The 17,615-nt window shown below is 59.3% G+C and carries 12 protein-coding genes; 10 read left to right on the top strand and 2 right to left on the bottom strand.

Annotated elements, in window-relative coordinates; genetic code table 11:
• The first annotated feature begins 146 nt into the window (after positions 1-146).
• Positions 147-1,286: an S-methyl thiohydantoin desulfurase family protein gene (locus tag C1719_RS12965; RefSeq protein ID WP_102375492.1), complete on the top strand. Its 1,140-nt coding sequence runs from the start codon at positions 147-149 to the stop codon at positions 1,284-1,286.
• Positions 1,279-2,832 carry a hydantoinase/oxoprolinase N-terminal domain-containing protein gene (locus C1719_RS12960; RefSeq protein ID WP_102375491.1) on the top strand — a complete coding sequence of 518 codons (1,554 nt, stop codon included), beginning with the start codon at positions 1,279-1,281 and terminating at the stop codon, positions 2,830-2,832. Before C1719_RS12965 ends, C1719_RS12960 begins: the two co-directional genes overlap by 8 nt.
• 137 nt (positions 2,833-2,969) lie before the next feature.
• Here C1719_RS12960 and C1719_RS12955 read toward each other — a convergent pair whose 3' ends face one another.
• Positions 2,970-4,940, bottom strand: coding sequence for a flavocytochrome c (locus C1719_RS12955; protein ID WP_102375490.1), 1,971 nt, complete (start codon positions 4,938-4,940; stop codon positions 2,970-2,972).
• 168 nt (positions 4,941-5,108) lie between these two features.
• Between C1719_RS12955 and C1719_RS12950 the strand changes: the two genes are divergently transcribed.
• The 7 genes from C1719_RS12950 to rhaD all read left to right on the top strand — a co-directional run bounded on the left by C1719_RS12950 (position 5,109) and on the right by rhaD (position 14,117).
• Positions 5,109-6,581: a response regulator transcription factor gene (locus tag C1719_RS12950; RefSeq protein ID WP_102375489.1), complete on the top strand. Its 1,473-nt coding sequence runs from the start codon at positions 5,109-5,111 to the stop codon at positions 6,579-6,581.
• Positions 6,582-6,834: 253 nt separating this feature from the next.
• A complete protein-coding gene (locus tag C1719_RS12945; protein ID WP_102375488.1) occupies positions 6,835-8,451 on the top strand; it encodes an FAD-dependent oxidoreductase in 1,617 nt (538 codons plus the stop codon).
• Positions 8,452-8,555: 104 nt separating this feature from the next.
• Entirely contained in the window at positions 8,556-9,971 is a 1,416-nt protein-coding gene (locus C1719_RS12940) for a response regulator transcription factor (RefSeq protein WP_102375487.1), read from the top strand.
• Positions 9,972-10,577: 606 nt separating this feature from the next.
• Positions 10,578-11,429 (top strand): transporter substrate-binding domain-containing protein, encoded by an 852-nt coding sequence (locus tag C1719_RS12935; RefSeq protein ID WP_102376078.1) that lies wholly within the window; start codon positions 10,578-10,580, stop codon positions 11,427-11,429.
• Positions 11,430-11,600: 171 nt separating this feature from the next.
• Positions 11,601-12,254 (top strand): amino acid ABC transporter permease, encoded by a 654-nt coding sequence (locus tag C1719_RS12930; RefSeq protein ID WP_102375486.1) that lies wholly within the window; start codon positions 11,601-11,603, stop codon positions 12,252-12,254.
• A gap of 30 nt (positions 12,255-12,284) precedes the next feature.
• Complete coding sequence (locus C1719_RS12925; RefSeq protein WP_219717914.1) at positions 12,285-13,058, top strand: amino acid ABC transporter ATP-binding protein; 774 nt, start codon at positions 12,285-12,287, stop codon at positions 13,056-13,058.
• Positions 13,059-13,142: 84 nt separating this feature from the next.
• Positions 13,143-14,117: a rhamnulose-1-phosphate aldolase gene (gene rhaD / locus C1719_RS12920; protein WP_102375484.1), complete on the top strand. Its 975-nt coding sequence runs from the start codon at positions 13,143-13,145 to the stop codon at positions 14,115-14,117.
• Here the strand turns inward: rhaD and C1719_RS12915 are convergent.
• Complete coding sequence (locus C1719_RS12915; protein ID WP_102375483.1) at positions 14,080-15,534, bottom strand: helix-turn-helix transcriptional regulator; 1,455 nt, start codon at positions 15,532-15,534, stop codon at positions 14,080-14,082. The two genes, rhaD and C1719_RS12915, sit on opposite strands and share 38 nt — an antisense overlap.
• A 281-nt stretch (positions 15,535-15,815) precedes the next feature.
• On the opposite strand from C1719_RS12915, the gene C1719_RS12910 reads away from it, so the two are divergent.
• Complete coding sequence (locus C1719_RS12910; protein WP_102375482.1) at positions 15,816-17,435, top strand: FAD-binding protein; 1,620 nt, start codon at positions 15,816-15,818, stop codon at positions 17,433-17,435.
• Positions 17,436-17,615 lie beyond the last annotated feature (180 nt).

Raw genomic sequence — 17,615 nt, 5'->3', positions numbered from 1 at the left:
GATTGCCGCAAGACGGTTCGGTTGCGCGGAAAACCGGTGCAAGAAGCCGAGTTGCTCGGGGCTTCGCGAATGGCGTTTGGGCGGTTCGCACGCAGAAGGTGGACGGTTCCCGATTGTTCGGGACGTTATTCCTGAAAGGATTGCATATGAGAGAGCTGGGCATACAGGAAATCGAAGACATCGCCCTCGGTGCGGCGCTGCTCGGTGCGGGCGGGGGAGGCGATCCCTATATCGGGAAGCTCACCGCGATCGGGGCGGTGAAGGAATGCGGGCCGGTGAAAATGATCGGCATCGACGAGGTTCCCGACGGCGCCTTCATCATGCCGGCGGCTTCCATGGGCGCTCCGTCCATCCTTGCGGAGAAGGGCGTGGGCGCAAACGAATTCGCGCAGCTTTTCGATATGATCTCGCGGTTCTACGGCAAGGAAATCTACGCGACGATGCCGATAGAAGCTGGCGGCGTGAATTCCATGTTGCCGATTGCGGCCGCGGCGCGCCTCGGCATTCCGATGGTCGACGTCGACGGCATGGGGCGTGCGTTTCCCGAGCTGCAGATGGTCACCTTTACCATCGGCGGTGCGTCGGCGACGCCGATGGCGTGGATCGACGAGAAGGGCAATTCGGGCATTCTGTCCACCATTACGAACAAGTGGACCGAAAACATCGCACGCTCGGTGACCACCGAGTGCGGCGGTACGATCACGATCTCGCTGTTCTGCATGGATGCCGAAACGCTGCGCAAGTACGGCGTGCATGGAATCGTAACGCGCTCCGAAGAGATCGGCCGCGCCATCAGGCTTGCGAAAGACAACGCGGGCGACAAGACCCCCGAAGAGTACTTCCTCGATTTCGTTGGCGGACATCGCCTGTTCAAGGGGAAGATATCCGACGTGCTGCGCGAGGTGCGCGGTTCGTTCAATTTCGGCAAGGTCGTGCTCGACGGCATCGGGGAATACAAGGGCGGCGAAGCGCACGTCGAATTCCAGAACGAGAATCTGTGCGCGGTGGTCGATGGCGAGATACTTGCCACGACGCCCGATCTCATTTGCCTGGTAGATACCGAAACGTTCAGACCCGTGCCGACAGACGCGCTCAAATACGGCAAGCGCGTGCTGGTCGTCGGCCTCGAATGCTTCCATCTGTGGAGAACCCAAGAGGGGCTTGATCTGGTGGGTCCGCGCTACTTCGGCATCGACACCGATTACATTCCGATCGAAGAACGCTGCAAGGGCGGCAGATTCGCCGTCGATGCAGCTGTTTCGGGGAAGGAGGCCGGCAATGTATAAACTCGGCATCGATGTCGGCGGCACGAATACCGACGCTGTCCTGATCGACGAAGACCTCTCCATCGTCGCGGCCGTGAAGCATCCCACCTCCGTCGACATCACGCAGGGCATCATGGGCGCCATGGACGCCGTGCTCGAAGCGAGCGGTATCGACCGTTCTCAGATCAGCCAGGCCATGCTCGGCACGACGCAATGCACGAACGCGATCGTCGAGCGGAAGGGCTTGGCCCCTATCGCGGTGCTGCGCATCGGCGCCCCGGCTACGGTGGGCATTCCCCCGATGGTCGATTGGGCCGATGACATTCGCGCGGTCAGCGTTGCCGAGACCATCATCGAGGGCGGCTTCGAATACGATGGCAAGCGCTTGGCCGAATTCGACGAGGCGGCATGCCGTGCGTTTTTCGAGGGCGTCAAGGGCAGGGTGGAAGCCGTGGCTATTTCGTGCGTGTTCTCGACCGTGCGCAACGATGACGAGCTTTCGGCCGCACGCATTGCAACCGAGGTTCTGGGCGATGGCGTGCATGTTTCTATTTCAAGCGAAATCGGCTCGATGGGCCTGATCGAGCGCGAGAATGCGACTATTCTGAACGCAGCGCTCTACGATGTTGCCAGACGGTTCACCGAGGGTTTTGCGGAAAGCCTTGCCGACAAGGGCGTGACCAACGCCGATGTGTATCTTTCGCAAAACGACGGTACGCTTATGACCATGGAGTACGCGCGTCGCTATCCCATATTCACCATCGCCTGCGGACCGACGAACTCCATTCGGGGAGCAAGCTATCTTTCTCATATGGATGACGCTATCATCATCGACGTGGGCGGGACGACCACCGATCTTGGCGTGCTTGCACATGGGTTTCCGCGCGAGAGCGGCGTAGCGGTGACGATCGGTGGCGTGCGCACGAATTTCCGTATGCCCGATGTCGTGTCGATCGGCCTTGGCGGCGGTTCGATCGTACGCGAGCGCGAAGACGGCACCGTGACGGTCGGACCCGATTCGGTGGGCTATGCCATCACGGAGCGCGCTCTTGTGTTCGGGGGCGATACGATGTGTGCAACCGATATTGCCGTGCGGCTCGGCATGGCCGAAGTGGGGGACGCCTCGCTTGTCGCGGGCATTTCCGACGAGCTTGCTGAAAAGGCGATGGCTGCGATACGCGAGCTGGTGGAAGAGGGCATCGACGTCATGAAGGTTTCGAACGACGATATCGACGTCGTTCTGGTCGGCGGCGGCTCGATCATCCTGCCGACCGATCTGACGGGTACGTCGAAGGTCGTCAAGCCCGAGCACTCGGGATGCGCGAACGCCATCGGCTCCGCGATTTCGAAGGTGAGCGGAACTTACGAGGCGCTCGTCGACTACGACGAGGTGCCGCGTGAGGAGGCGCTTGCAGCCGCGCGCGCCGCGGCAATCGAGGAGGCCGTTGCTGCGGGGGCCGTTCGCGGAACCGTCGAGATCATCGACATCGAGGATGTTCCGCTTGCGTACTATCCCGGCCACACGAACCGCGTGAAGGCGAAAGCCGCGGGCGATTTGGGCAAGTAGCCGTGTAACGGGCTTCGCTGTGCGTTTGCTTGCACCGATGCAAACGCACAGCGCAAGCGACCGAGCAAGGCGCAGGCAGGGGCGGAGCGACCCAGGCATCGTTGCATGCCCGGGTCGCTTTTTCTTGCTTGGGTACGTTAAGCTTCCATTGCGGCGTTGTAGCCGGCTATGCGTCCGAATACTACGGTGTCGGCAACGGCGTTTCCGCCCAAGCGGTTGCCGCCGTGGATTCCGCCTGTGACTTCGCCTGCTCCGTATAGGCCTTCGATCGGATTTCCCTTGCTGTCGATGACGTGGCATTCGGTATCGATCTGTATGCCGCCCATGGTGTGGTGGGCGGAAGGCGCACGGTTGAGCGCATACCAGGGGCCCTTTTCGAGCTTGGTGCTCAAAAGTTTCCTTCCGAACTCGTCCTCGCCGGATTCTACGGCTGCGTTATAGGCATCGACGGTTTTCTGAAGGGTGTCTGCCGGCATATCGATCATCTTCGCCAGCTCGTCGAGCGTGTCGGCGACGAACGCGTCGCCTGTGGAAACGCATTTAGCCAAGGGGACGCCTCCGTTCATGATCATCTCGTCGGGATCGGGGTAGGTGTCTCCGCTCTGCACGATGTACATCATCTTGTTCGTTTGCTCGAAGATAGCGAGGCAGAGCTCGTCGCGACGGGCATCCTCGTTGATGAAGCGTTCGCCCTCCTGGTTTACGAAGATGCTTGTACCCACCGAGTACTTAAGCGCCCAGTCTGCATCGCCGTTGCGCATGCAGGCGGAATGCAGCAATTGGATCTGGTCCATATCGACGAGGTTGGCACCGGCGTCTCGCGCCATGAAGATGCCGTCGCCCGTTACCCCGGGCATATTGGTCGACTTGAGCGAAGAGCCGAGATCGGGCCATTTCTCGCCTTCGCAATACTCCTGTCGCAGCTCGACGTTGGCGGCGAATCCGCCCGTGGCGAGGATGACGGCTTTTCCCGCATTGAAGGTGTACTCGTTGCCATCGCGGTCCGACGCGGTTACTCCAACTACCTTCGATCTATCCATGATCAGGCTTTTTGCTTCGGCACGATGTGCGATTTCGACAAGATCGCCAAGGGCGTCTATCTGCTTTTCGTAGGCATTGAAATAGCTCGAACCAAGCACTCCCGTTGGGCGGTGGGTGCGCTGCCAGAGCGCGCCGCCGGCTTGGTCGACCTCGGGTTTGTACTCGACTCCCATACTTTCCAGCTCGTGGATGGAGTCGAGTGCGTTGCCCGTGAGAGTTCTGATCAGGGAGATGTTTCCGATTTTGTCGCCTCCGTTGTAGGTCTGCAGCGCGTGCCATTCGGGCGTATCGAACAGGCTGGTGCTTCCCGAGGCGAGATATTCGTCGTACTGAGCTTTGACATCTGCCTGCAGCTGGGCGTGGACCTCGTTTGCGGGATCTTCGTCAAGGGCGGCTGCAACGGTTTCTCTGAGCGTGTCGGTCATCTCGATGCTTCCTTGAGCCTCGGGGTCGGCGGAGTTGAAGATGCCGCCGCTGACTCGCGTGTTTCCGCCAAGGTAATCGGCTTTTTCGAGGATGATGACCGATGCGCCTTGCTTCGCTGCGCTGATTGCCGCCATCGTGCCTGCTCCGCCGCCGCCCACGACGATGACATCCGCCGTCTTCTCGATGCTCTGGGGTTCAGGCTTGTCTTTCTTCGATGATTTGAGCGCCGACGCGTTGCCACCCGCCTGTTCGACGCAATCTTGAACGGCGTTGATGATCGCCATGCTCGATAGGGTGGCGCCGCTGACCGTGTCGACCGCAAGGCTCTGCTCGTCGATGATGGCTTGCGGAACTTTGGTCAAAGCCAAATCCGACACTCCGACGGTTTCGTAGTGTTCTCCGATGGCGATGTCGGTGATGGCGTCTTCCGAGAAGGTTACGGAGACTTCGACGGCGCTGTTTTTGCCGTCAAAGCTTGCGGTGTAGGTTCCCGCGGTATAGGACTGGGTTGCCGTTTGCGAGTCGCCGCCGCTCGGCGCGCAGCCCGACAGGCCCATTGTCAATGCGCTTGCGGCGAAGATGCTTGCTCCGCCGATAAACGTGCGGCGTGTCATTCCCCGTACAAGGTTCTTCTCGGTCATGGTTTCTCCGATCTCGTTGGTTCTGTGTGTTTCCGCGTCTCGGGTTGCGCGGCGTCATGCCGGCAGCCGCCTCCTTGCGAGACGACGACAACCTTACGAAATGCGATCGGGGCGCAAGCGCTTAATGGCGCTTAAAATGATTTCGATTGGTTGTTTAAACGGCTTAAAATGGATAAGATGCTAAACTTCAGGTGCGATCGCACCGGTGCGCATCGCACCTGCGGGAGGATGGTCGAAATAAACATGCCGAGGGGAATGCTGGCTTCTTTCGCCAAAGAGGGCGCCGTTGTTTTGTATGCGGGCATCGGCGTCGGCATCTACCGATGCGTCCATGAGTGGCCCGTTTGGCTGAGCGGGTTTTTCGGCGTTGCGGCAATGCCCGAGCCGTTTGTCTCGGGGGATTTCTACCTCATCGTCGATTGCGGAAAGATAATCGGCGTGCTTTTGTACATGGCGCTTTGCTATGCGCTCGATCGCAGCAGGACGAAAAGCACCCTGCGTTTGCTGCCAAGTGTCGTTTTGGCAGTCTGCGGAGCGATTCCTTTGCTGTCGCTGCTGGGCATTCCGATCGGGGAGCAGATTGTCGTTGCCAGCTTCGTTGGGCTCGGTATCGGGTCGGGTATGCTGTTTTGCCAATGGGTTGACGTCTGCGGGCTGCTTGCTCCCATAAGGGTGGTGCAGGTGCTTGCCGTCTCGTATATCGCGCGTGCTTTGCTTTTGCCGGCGATAACCGGAATGGGCCCGATTGCGGGTAGCGTGCTCGCTCTGGTTTTGGCGGGTTCGTCTTTCGCGCAGGTGCGTTTCTGCGTTGGGAAGTCTGCTGCAACGGGGTTGGCGGAGTGCAAGGTGCCGAGCGCGCGTGACCTTGCCGGCTTCAGGGGGCTGTTTCTCTGGGTGCCGGTGTTCGCTTTTGCATACGGCATGGGCGTGAGCTCGACTCATCTTGCCCACGCTGCCATCGAAACGGGGTTGGGTAAAATCGTTCCCGCTTTGCTCGTTCTCGCGCTCTCGGTTAAGCTGGGGGATCGTTTCGACAGGGGGGTTCTGTATGCGATTGCCCTCCCTCTCATGACGGCGGGTTTGATCAGCATCGAGTTTCTCGGCGCTGCTCCGTCGGTTTCCCAGATGCTGCTCAGCGCTGCGATGGCAAGCTTTCGGCTGCTTGCGTTTTCCGAGGTATGCTCTTTTGCGTACAGCAAGAAAACGTCTGCAATGTTCATCGGGGGTTGCGTTCGGATCCTTTCCCTTACGGTGAACGATACGGCCGTATGCCTGACGAGATTGAATCCGTCGTTTTGGAATTACGAGATCGTCACCCTTGTTGTCATCATGGCGGCCATATTCGTTGGGACGCTGGTGTATCTGCCGCGGATAAGCAATCGGCGGGAGCATCATCCGCTTGGCTTTTCCGGCGAGGAGGCGAAGCGGAGGAATCTCGAGGAAGCCGCTGCCTCTGCGGGGCTCTCGCAGCGGGAGACTACGGTTTTCCAGCTTATGGTCGAGGGGAAGACGACTAAGGACATCGGGGAAGAGCTGTTCATATCCAAAGGCGCGGTTCGCGCCCATACGAGCCGTATATACGATAAGTTCGGCGTCCATTCTCGCGAGGATTTCGACGCGCTGTTCCGGGGATCCCGCTAAAGCGTTCGCCGAAATCGGCACCTGCTAGGCACGCCGCCGTTCGTCGGCCGACGCCCAACGCCTGATCAAACGATCGGGTTATAGCTTGGGTTATGCATTTAACCCAAGAATTCCCTCATGCCCGATGCGCCTTTTCGGGGCAGCGGCGATCATCTTTGCTGCCGTCGAGCCGATGCCCGCCGACCTTGCGGGGCGATGAGCGCTATCGGAGCTTGCCGGCGTAGTGTACCTATACGTGAGGAAGGGAAGCAGCATGGAAGTAACTCGTCGCGATCTATTCAAACTGGGGAGCATTGCCGCAGTTGGGGCAATCGGAGGCAGCGCGCTTGCGGGATGCGCGCCGCAGGCAACCTCTGCGGAGGCCTCGAACCAGTCTTCCGCCAACGACCAGACCCCTGAATTTCTGAGGCAACCCGATCCCATCACCGAGTTCTCCGAAACGAAAGAGTTCGATGTTGTGGTCATCGGTGCAGGAGAGTCGGGCTTGGCCGCCGTTCATACCGCGCTTGAGGCGGGGGCGAAGGTCGCTTGCGTGCAGAACATCGGCACCGCTCAAACCACTGGAAACATGGGCGCGTCGGTCGATACGACGAAAACGGACGAAGCGGGAGTCGAGGCGTGCGTTGCGTACTTGCTTGAGAAAAACGCTTATCGCAGCAATCGCAAGCTGCTCGAGGCATGGGCGAAAAACTCCTACGAAGCGATCACGTGGTGGGCCGACACGGCGGCTCGGGGAGGAGCGGAATCCAAGCCGTTCGATTCGTCGAAGGAATACAACGGATACACCTTCTACCTGCATGCGAACACTTACAACCATCTCGAGGGGGCTCATAACGACGCCGCGCTTGCCATCGCCGAGAAGCTCGCTTCGGATGGCGCCGAATTCTTCTACAACTCGCCTGCGGTGCAGTTCTACAAGGAAGGCGACCGCGTTGCGGGTGCCGTTTGCGAAACCGAAGGAGGATACACGCTGTTCAAGGCTTCGAAGGGCGTTATCCTTGCGTCGGGCGACTGCTCGGGCAACGAGGAGATGCGCAACTACTACTGCCCCGATTTGCGCGGATTCAAAACGATGTCGACATTCCGCGACGGCATGGGCATGTGCGCAGGCATGTGGGCGGGTGCCCAGATGACGCCTATCAACCATAGCAAGATGGTGCACGGCGGCGGTGCGCTCACGCGCTTGCAGGTGCCGTTCCTCAACCTCGATATCCATGGCGAGCGGTTCATGAACGAGGTTTTGAGCTTCGCCTATCTCAATAACCTTATGCGCGACTACCTCGCGGAATACGACTATCAGAATTCGATGGCCGCAAAGTTTTTCACCGTCATGCCTGCCAATTGGTTCGAAACCGCGCAGAAGTGGGCTGAGGAAGATCCGTCCGAAGTGCAGCTCGGCGTGGGCAATATGACAGTGCCCGACGAGAGCAAGTTCGTTTCCGGAAACACGCTTGAAGAGCTTGCCGCCAACATCAATGCGTACATGGAAAAGGAAGAGTGGGGTATCGATCCCATCGATGAGGCGACTATCGTTGCATCGATCGAGCATTACAACGAGGTTTGCGCTTTGGGAGCCGATACCGAGTTCGGCAAGCGTGCGAAGTACCTCGTGCCCATCGAGGAAGGCCCGTTCTATGCGGTTCCCCGTGGTGCAAACAGCGTCCCGGCCGTTCTTGGAGGCCTTATCGTCGATGAGAACCAGCAATGCCTCGATGCCGAACGCCAGCCTATCGAGGGCTTGTTCGCGGTCGGCAATGCTTCCGGGCAGTTCTACGGAGGCGTCGATTATCCGATGGATGTCGAAGGGCTTTCGGTCGGACGCGCGATCACGTCGGGTTACGTGACCGGTCGTCACGTGGCGAGCCTGTAGGCTCCAGCGGATCGGCGCGCCGTCCTTTTCGTTCGAGCATCGCCTAACGGCTTCGCAGCAACGGTTGTTATCGATCGAGGCTGCGGAGCCGCTATAATGTGCGCATGGCTTTGCTTTCGAAACACGGGGACTCCCATCGCGTCGATCATCTCGAGCAGATGATCCCCTACTTGTTCGCGCTCGGTTGCGCGCGCGTCTGGATGACGCTGACGTTTGCCGCTCCTTTGTACTCGGCGCCCGTGCCTTTCGATCCCCATACCGTTTTCGACTACGGCTATGCAATTGTTGGGATATCTGTCGGCCTGCTTGCTCGGCGCATAGCGCCTTTGCAGGAACAGCGCTGGACCAAACCCCTTACGCTTGCTGCGATGCTGGTATCGTCAGCGTGCGTTTTGGCGGCACCGAGCCTTCCCTTGCAGGCCTCTGCGCTCTCCGTCGTTGCTGCCGTTTCGGGTTCTTTGGGGTTCTGCCTCATTTTGCTTATGGTGACAGAGGCCCTCGTTCCGCTCAGCTTGATTCGCATCGCCTTGTATACGGCAGCCTCTCGATTTATAGCCGTTCCTCTCGTGTACCTATGCGAAGGTCTTGATGAAGCGAGGCTCGGCATCGTGGTTGTCGCACTGCCGATCATCGCACTCGGGTGCGCGTCGTTCGCCTATAAAAGTACGCCCGAAGCCGATCGCCCAAAGGGCGCATATCCGAAATTCGCGTTTCCCTGGAAGCCGGTAGCCCTCTTCGCCATCTATTCTTTTGTCTACGGTTTGCGGGAGCATCAGCTGGCGGCGGGCGCAGGCATGCATTCGTCTCTTTCGACGGCTATTATCATGGGGGCGTTTTTCGTGGTGGTCTATCTGTTCTCGGGTCGTTTCAGCGTGAGCGCGCTCTATCGATCTCCGATGCTGCTCATGGTATGCGGTTTGCTGCTGATTCCGGCAGAAGGCCTGCTGGGCACAGCCGCTTCGAGCTATCTCATCTCGATGAGCTATACGCTCATGTCGTTGCTGATAGCTTTGCTGCTTTACGATCTCTCGAAACGGCTCGGCATTGCTATCATTGCGCTTTCGGGCTTTACAAAGGCGGTGACGCTGTTCAGCGTTTGGGGCAACGATTGCGCAAGCCTGCTTGCCGCGACGCCGTTGTCGGATCAGACGCAGGATATAGTGATCATGGTTGTTGTTGTGATGCTTGTGCTTGCTGGGACGCTCATCTTGCTTTCCGAAAAAGAGCTCGCATCCAAGTGGGGCATTCGCATGCTCGAGACAGGCGATCTTTCGGAGGAAAGCCTGCGCAGCGAGCGCATATCGGAGCGGTGCAGCGAAGTTACCAAGCAGTATCGGTTGAGCCCGCGCGAGGATGAGATCGTGCGACTGCTTGCCCAGGGGAAAACCAATGCCGCAATCGAGCGGGAGCTCTTCATTGCAAGCGGAACGCTCAAGGCGCATATCCAGCACATATACGTGAAGCTGGGAATACACAGCCGCAAAGAGCTTGCCGAGCTCGTTGATGCGGGGGCGCGTTAAGCCGCGCCTGGGTTCACCTTGCTCCTGCCGCAGCATTCGCGGCTCTGGGCTCGCGAAGTGCGATCGGAATAGGTAATCTCTTATAATGCACACTTTTCCGCGAAATGTTGCGTTTTGACGCTATGGAAGCGCTTTGCCGCTTGCGCGAATGATTGGGAAGAGGTGTTTTCCCAGTTGGGCAGACACTCGCTTCCACCGAAAGAACGACTCCGTCGAACAAGCGCAACATTTCGCGGAAAAGTGTGCAGCGAGATGCAGCCGATGCGCCTCACGCCGCGGAACCGATGCGTCGCACGCCCGCCGACTACCGCCGCACGCCGCGGAACCGATGCGCCGCACGCCCGCCGACTACCGACGCACGCCGCGGAACCGATGCGTTGACTTCTCATCATTTGCGCTTGCCTGTGCTATACTTCAACTACTTTAGCACAGTAAAGAAGTAGAGTGCTAAAGTGCTTGCATGAGCGATTTCCAAAAAATTCGAACGGGCAAGCGCAAGAAAAGGAAAGGGTGCAGCATCTGTGCGGGGCCGAACGAATCGGCCTAAGCCGAAAGCGGGTCGCCGTCCCAAATGGATGCGAGAGAAAAACACGGAGGATGCAAGACATGAAGAAGAAACTTTTGGCTATCCTGAGCGCAGCATGCGTGCTGTGCCTGTCGATGGTTCTGCTGGCGGGCTGCTCTTCAGGCGGCGACGGCGCATCGCAGGGAAGCGAAGGCGGCGACGCGGCTGGATCCGATGCCTTCACGCTGACGGTCGGTTTCGACCAGGGCTATCCGCCCTACGGCTTTGTTGGCGACGACGGCAACTTTACCGGCATCGACCTCGATATGGCGAAGGAAGTCTGCGAGCGCAACGGCTGGGAGCTCAAGCTTGAGCCCATCGACTGGGATGCGAAGGATGCGCTTCTCAACAGCGGCGGCATCAACTGCATCTGGAACGGCTTCACCATGGAGAACCGCGAGGACGACTACCTGTTCTCCGAGCCCTATATGCTCAACGAGCAGGTTGTCGTCGTGAAGGCCGACAGCGGCATCGCCTCGCTTGACGACCTTGCGGGCAAGACCGTCATCACGCAGGTCGACTCTGCGGCGCTCGACGTGCTGAGCGACGAGGAGAACGCCGACATGGTCGCGCTCAAGGGTTCGCTCAAGGAGCTCCAGACCATCGGCGACTACAACAACGCGTTCATGCAGCTCGAGTCGGGCATGGTCGATGCGGTGGCTTGCGACCTGTCCATCGCCGCGTATCAGATGGCGGCGAAGCCCGATGTGTACGTGCAGCTTGACCCCCTGTCGACCGAGCACTACGCAGTCGGTTTCAAGAAGGGCGACGACGAACTCGCCAAGACGATCAGCGATACTTTGAAGGCCATGTACGAGGATGGCACGATCAAGGAATTGTGCGACAAGTACGCCGAGTATGGTGTATCCTACGACAACTGGGTTCTGAAGTAGGAAATGCCCGGCTTCGTCGGCTCGGGCAGGTGCGCTTTGCGTGCGGCTCGAACCGATGGGCATGCGGGTGCGGCGGCAAGCATCGCTTCGATGCGGAACCGCTGATGATAGGTGCGAAAGCGGGCGAAGGCGATAGCCTTCGCCCGTAGCTACGTCTAGAAAGGCTGAGCGGTGGAATTTGGAACGATGATGGAGATACTGCTGTCGGGCCTGTTGTTTACGGCTCAGATATTCTTCACGACGCTCATCGGATCGCTGCCCCTCGGCGTGATCATCGCGTTCGGGCGCATGAGCAAGATCAAGCCGATCGCGTGGATCACTCGCATTTACATCTCCATCATGCGCGGTACGCCGCTTATGCTGCAGCTCATGGCTCTTATGTTCGGCCCGTACTACCTGTTCGGACTTCAAATGGGGCAGGATTGGAAGTACATCGCCTGCTCGATCGGCTTCATCATCAACTATGCGGCGTACTTTGCCGAAATCTACCGCAGCGGCATCCAGTCGATACCGCGCGGCCAGTACGAGGCGGCTTCGGTGCTCGGCTATTCGAAAACCCAGACGTTCATGAAGATCGTTCTTCCCCAGGTTATCAAGCGCATTCTCCCTGCGATGGGAAACGAAATCATCACGCTCGTCAAAGATACGTCGCTTGCATTCGTGCTCGGCGTCATGGAGATGTTCTCGCAGGCGAAGGCGCTTGCGGCATCGCAGGTGAGCATGATTCCGTATCTGATCGCCGGCGTGATCTATTGGGTACTCAACTTCATTGTGGAGATGATCCTTACCCGCATCGAGAAGAAGCTCAACTACTATCACGATTAGGTTTCGAGGAACGCGAGGAGAACCGCTATGATGCAGGATGCAACCGTCGTATCGATCGAGGGCGCCCGCAAGAGCTTCGGCGAAACGGCCGTGCTCAAAGATATATCGCTTGCCGTGCGCAAAGGCGAAGTCGTCGCGGTCATCGGGCCTTCGGGCGGCGGGAAGTCAACGCTTTTGCGCTGTATGACGCTTCTTGAAACCCTTGACGGGGGGACGTTGTCCTACGGAGATCTGACCGTTGCGGAAAACGATGCGGCGGGTCGGACCGCGTACGCGGGCAAAGCCGTCCAGAAAGAGGCGAAGACCCGTTTCGGTCTCGTGTTTCAGAATTTCAACCTGTTCCCGCACTACACCGTCATGAAGAACATAACCGATGCGCCCATCCACGTGCAGAAGCGCCCGAAGGAAGAAGTTGAGGCGCATGCGCGCACGCTGCTTTCCAAAATGGGCCTTACAGGCAAGGAGGACATGGTGCCCTGCGAGCTTTCGGGGGGCCAGCAGCAGCGCGTTGCCATTGCCCGGGCGCTTGCGCTCAATCCCGACGTGCTGTTTTTCGACGAGCCCACAAGCGCGCTCGATCCTGAGCTCACGCAGGAAGTGCTGAAGGTTATCCGCGACTTGGCGGCCGAGCATATGACGATGGTGATCGTCACGCACGAGATGAACTTCGCGCGCGACGTGGCCGACCGCATCATTTTCATGGAAGGCGGCGTGATCGTGGAAGAGGGCGATGCGAGAAGCCTGGTGAACGATCCGAAGCACGAGCGTACCAAGGCGTTTTTGTCGAGGTGCACCGAGGAGTAGGCTTTCGGTGCGGTTTGTGCGGTACCATGGGTGAAACGACCCGCGGAAGCCAGCGGGTTCGGCACTCGAGACCGAGGAGACCGCATGGAAAACCAAACCTCCCAGAACCCCCAAAACCCCCAGAGTTCCCAGCCGTCGGGAGCCCAAAGCTTTTTCGACGATGCCGCACGCCTTTTCGACAAGGGAATATCCAAAGCCCGCACCGTTGTATCCGAGACCTCCATCGAGCAGCGCTCGTTCGTCAAGGCTTTCGTGCGCCTTTGTCATGACGGCTGGCTTCAGGGCTGGCACGAGAGCAACGGCGGCAACCTTAGCTATCGCATGCGGCCCGAGGACGTTTCGGCTTGCCGCTCGTTTTTCAACGAGACGCCGGGCGAATGGGTCGCCATGGGAATCCAGGCTGATAGCCTGCGCGGCGAATTCTTCCTGGTAACCGGAGCGGGACGCCATTTTCGCAGCATACCGCTCGATCCGTCCGAGAACATCGGCATCATCGAGATCAATCAGATGGGCGATGCGTGGCGTCTCGTGTGGGGCATCCCCGGCGGCCGACCGACCAGCGAATTCTCCAGCCACTTCATGATCCATGCCGTGCGCAAAGCGGTGACGGCGGGAGAGAACCGCGTCGTATACCATGCGCACACCCCGAACCTCATTGCGCTGACGCTGCTCGATCAGCTCGATAGCCGCGGCTTGTCGGTGACGCTTTGGAAGAGCATGACCGAGTGCGCCATCATGGTTCCGAACGGCATCGGCGCGGTGCCGTGGATGGTGCCGGGCAGCCAGGAGATCGCCGTTGCCACGAGCGCTGCGATGGAAACGCATCCGGCAGTCGTCTGGTCTCAGCACGGCACCTTCACGACGGGCCCTGATTTCGACGCGGCGTTCGGCCTTATGCATATCCTTGAAAAAGCCGCGGGCATCTATCTTTCCGCCCGCGCTGCAAACGGAGGCGATCAGATCGATTTCGCGGTATCCGACGACGATCTGCGCGCGATGGCCGAGCAACTCGGCCTGCCGATCAGGGCTGAATACCTGGGGTGGTTCCGGAGCAATTAGGGTTGATCCCCACGAGCTCGAAGAGCTCGTCGCGCGAGTGAAGGCCCATCTTCTGGTAGATGTGCTTGATATGGGTCTTCACCGTGCTTTTGGCAACGTAGAGTTCCTCTTCGATGGCGGCCGGCTTCTTTCCCATGCACAGAAGCAGAAGGATCTCTTCTTCGCGCATCGTCAGATCGTACTGTTTCGCGAGTTCTCGGCATTTCATGCCGATACGGTTTTTTTCGAGGTACGCATCGCGATTCTTGTCGAGCGGTTGCTTGAGCAGGACGCCCCAGGGTGACGAGAGCTGTTTTTCGGAAAAGAAGAACCGGGTCACGATGACGATGATGACGGCGATGATGACGGTTGTGGGCACGAACGCCGCGCTTTGGGGCATGTCGGCCACCCAGATGAACCGGCTCGCGCTTATCCCAGCTTGCACGGCGATCAGCCTGACGGCCCTCTCTATGCCGAATATCCACAGCGCGCAAACGCCGTAGCGGTACGAAAGGTTGCTCAGTATCACCACGATGAGAATGGTGTAGAGGGTGTAGCTTGCAACTGCGCAGACATCGGTAAGCCATGACCCGCCTGGAAGGAGCAGCCCGAACGGCACGAGTGAGAGCAGCATGAGCGGCATCGCAAGTTTCCAGATGAGGGAGAAGTCGAACGTCTCGCGCCGTAGCATGATCCCCAGATACACGAACAGCGCCGCGAAGAGATCCCCCTCGCCCGAGCTGTAGCTCAGATAGCCGTGGAACACGCTTTCGTGCAAGCCGAATGCGAACGAGTACAGGCAAACGACGAGGATCGGTTTCCAGGGAAGCGAAAACTTCCCCCAGCTTGCGTGCGGGTATTCGTCTTCGGGAAGCGTTTTGTACGATCGCCAAAGGCATACGAGGGAAAGGGCGGGGATGATGCAGGTGCCCGCCCACAGCCAGTAGAAGGCGAATCCCTTGAACACCCATAGGATAAAGACGCTTACGATGATTCCCGCCGAGTAGTACAGGGCAACGCGCAGCGGGTTGATGCACCCGTAGAATTCGGACCAGAGCATCAAGATGAGTCCGACGCCGAGCGCGCCGAGAAACAGGGCGGGGGTCGTGAGCGTGGCTGCGAGCTCGGGGTGGAGCGCCGTGTAGAATCTCATACATGCGCACGCTATCATAAGCAGCCCGGTCAGCGGGAAGATGAACGGCTTCTTGCAGAGGGGGACGATCCAGCGGGAAAGTCCTGCAAGGCAGAGCAGGAACACGGCTGTGACGATGTCGAAGTAGCCGTACGTGCTGAAGTCGACGAGGGGAAACGCAGCGCTGTCGTTGACGGTTCCCGTCCAAACGCGGAATATCCCCATGCCCAAAAAACAGAACGGGGTCGGGGGAATCTTGTCCCACAGCGCATCGAGCAGTTTCTTTCTGCCAGCCTCCCGGATCACGCGAACCTCCCTGTATCGCGTAAATCAACTCAAGAGATTATAGAACAGATAAGGTACTCCATAGGGCAGATAAGGAGAAATCCCCCCACATTTGCCCGCAGGGGGGAGAAGCTGATTTTGAAATCCCCTCGGGTGAGACGGTGTCGGACGATGCGCGGGTTTCCCCTCGGTCCTACGATGGGGTCAACGGTTCGGACGCTCAAGCGATACGAGCCGGAAAACCAACGGCTCGAACACGGGATCCAGGGGCCGTCCAACACATCGATACAAAGGAGGGAATCATGAAGGAACCGATTTCAAGAAGGAACTTCCTCAAGGGAGCACTCGCGACGGGCACGGTTGTGGCGGGCGCGGGACTGGTTGGTTGCGCAAGCGGCGGGGCCGATCAATCGGCGAAAGCCGATACGGCGGGCGCGGGTGCCGGGGGCGCCGAGCAGGGTCGCTGGAGTTGGTCTGTGAAGCCCGATCCCATCACCGATATCGCCGAGACCATCGAGTGCGATGTGCTTATCATCGGCGCCGGCGCTGCGGGCGTTCCGGCGGCGATGTATGCGGGCCTCGAGGGGATCGATGCCGTCGTCATGCAGAAGGAGGCGGTCGTTCAGACCAACGGGCAGGGCTTCGGCACGTGGAACAACGAATGGGGTACCGAGCAGGGCATCGAATGGAACATACCCGCGACCATGCAGGCGTTCGCCGATCTTGCCAACGGCAAGGCGAACCTCACCCTCGTGCGCAACGTTCTCGAGCGCACGGGCGAGTGCTCCAAGCTCATCATCGAAAACATTCCCGAGCCTAAGCCATCTCCCGCCATCGTCGACGGCTATGTGGCGTACCGCTGGCTCTACGACAACGACAACTCCACGCGCTACAAGGCGTTTGCCGATCTGTACAAGGCCATGGGCGAAAAGGCCGAGGAAAACGGCGTGCGGTTCCTCTACAACACGCCGGCGGTTCAGCTGGTCGTCGACGATGCGGGCGCGGTCACGGGCGCAATCGGCGAGCAGAAGGGCGGCGGATACGTGCAGGTGAACGCCGCGAAAGGCGTGGTGCTCTGCACGGGAGACATATCCGATGACGATGAGATGCTTGAGGCGTATTGTCCCATCATGCTCGATATACCCACACTGCACGCGGTTCCCTGCAATACGGGCGACGGCCATAAGATGGGGATGTGGGCAGGCGCGAAGATGGATCTTCCCTCGGTCGGCCTCATGATGCACTTCGACCCGAGCCCGCTGCCGCAGGGAGCGGCGCCGTTCTCGGCCGTGCCGTGGTTGCACGTGAACATCAACGCCGAGCGGTTCACCAACGAGAACGTCGGCTACCAGCACCTCGCCACGGCGGTCGCCATGCAGCCCGAGCACCGCGCGTTCCAGATCATCGATTCGCATCTGCTCGAGCATGCGACCGAGTACACCAACGGCGGGCGCCCCGGCGATGCGAAGGCGCTCGAAGCGGGCGTCGAAGCGGGTCAGATTCTCAAGGCCGATACGATCGACGATCTTGCCAAGCAGGCGGGGCTCGACGCAACCAAGCTCAAAGCAACCATTGATCGCTACAACGAGCTTGTCGACAAGGGCTACGACGAAGATTTCGGCATGGATAGCAAGTTCTTCGTGTTCAACGGCATCAAGGACGCACCGTTCTACGCCATCGAGCGCATGCCCGCGAAGCTTGCCGTGTGCGGCGGCCTTGCATGCGAGGAGCACTGCCAAGTTCTCAACGAGGCAGGCGAGCCCATCGAGGGCCTGTACGCCGCCGGCAACGTGCAGGGTTCGTTCTTCGGATACGACTACCCGGTGGTCGGGTTCGGCGGGTTCTCGCTCTCCCGTGCGGCGACGGGCGCCATTCTTGCCGTCAAGCAGATGATGGGAACCTTCGACGAGCCCATTGCGTAAGAGAGTTTTCGACGGGTCCGGTGCAGTGCGATGCTGTGCGCTGAACCGGACCTTATGGGTTCGCGTCAGACCGGGGTGAGAGTGAGGCCTGCATCGAAAGATATGGCCCCTGTCGGGTTTCGGGGCATAGAGCAGTGCCTTGCAGACTTGCTTCGGTTCAGGCGGCGAGATGCTTTCCAG

This window comes from Raoultibacter massiliensis (genome assembly GCF_900199545.1).
Lineage (GTDB): Bacteria > Actinomycetota > Coriobacteriia > Coriobacteriales > Eggerthellaceae > Raoultibacter > Raoultibacter massiliensis.
Note: the sequence above shows the minus strand (reverse complement) of the source record. Positions and strands in the feature narration are given on the sequence as shown.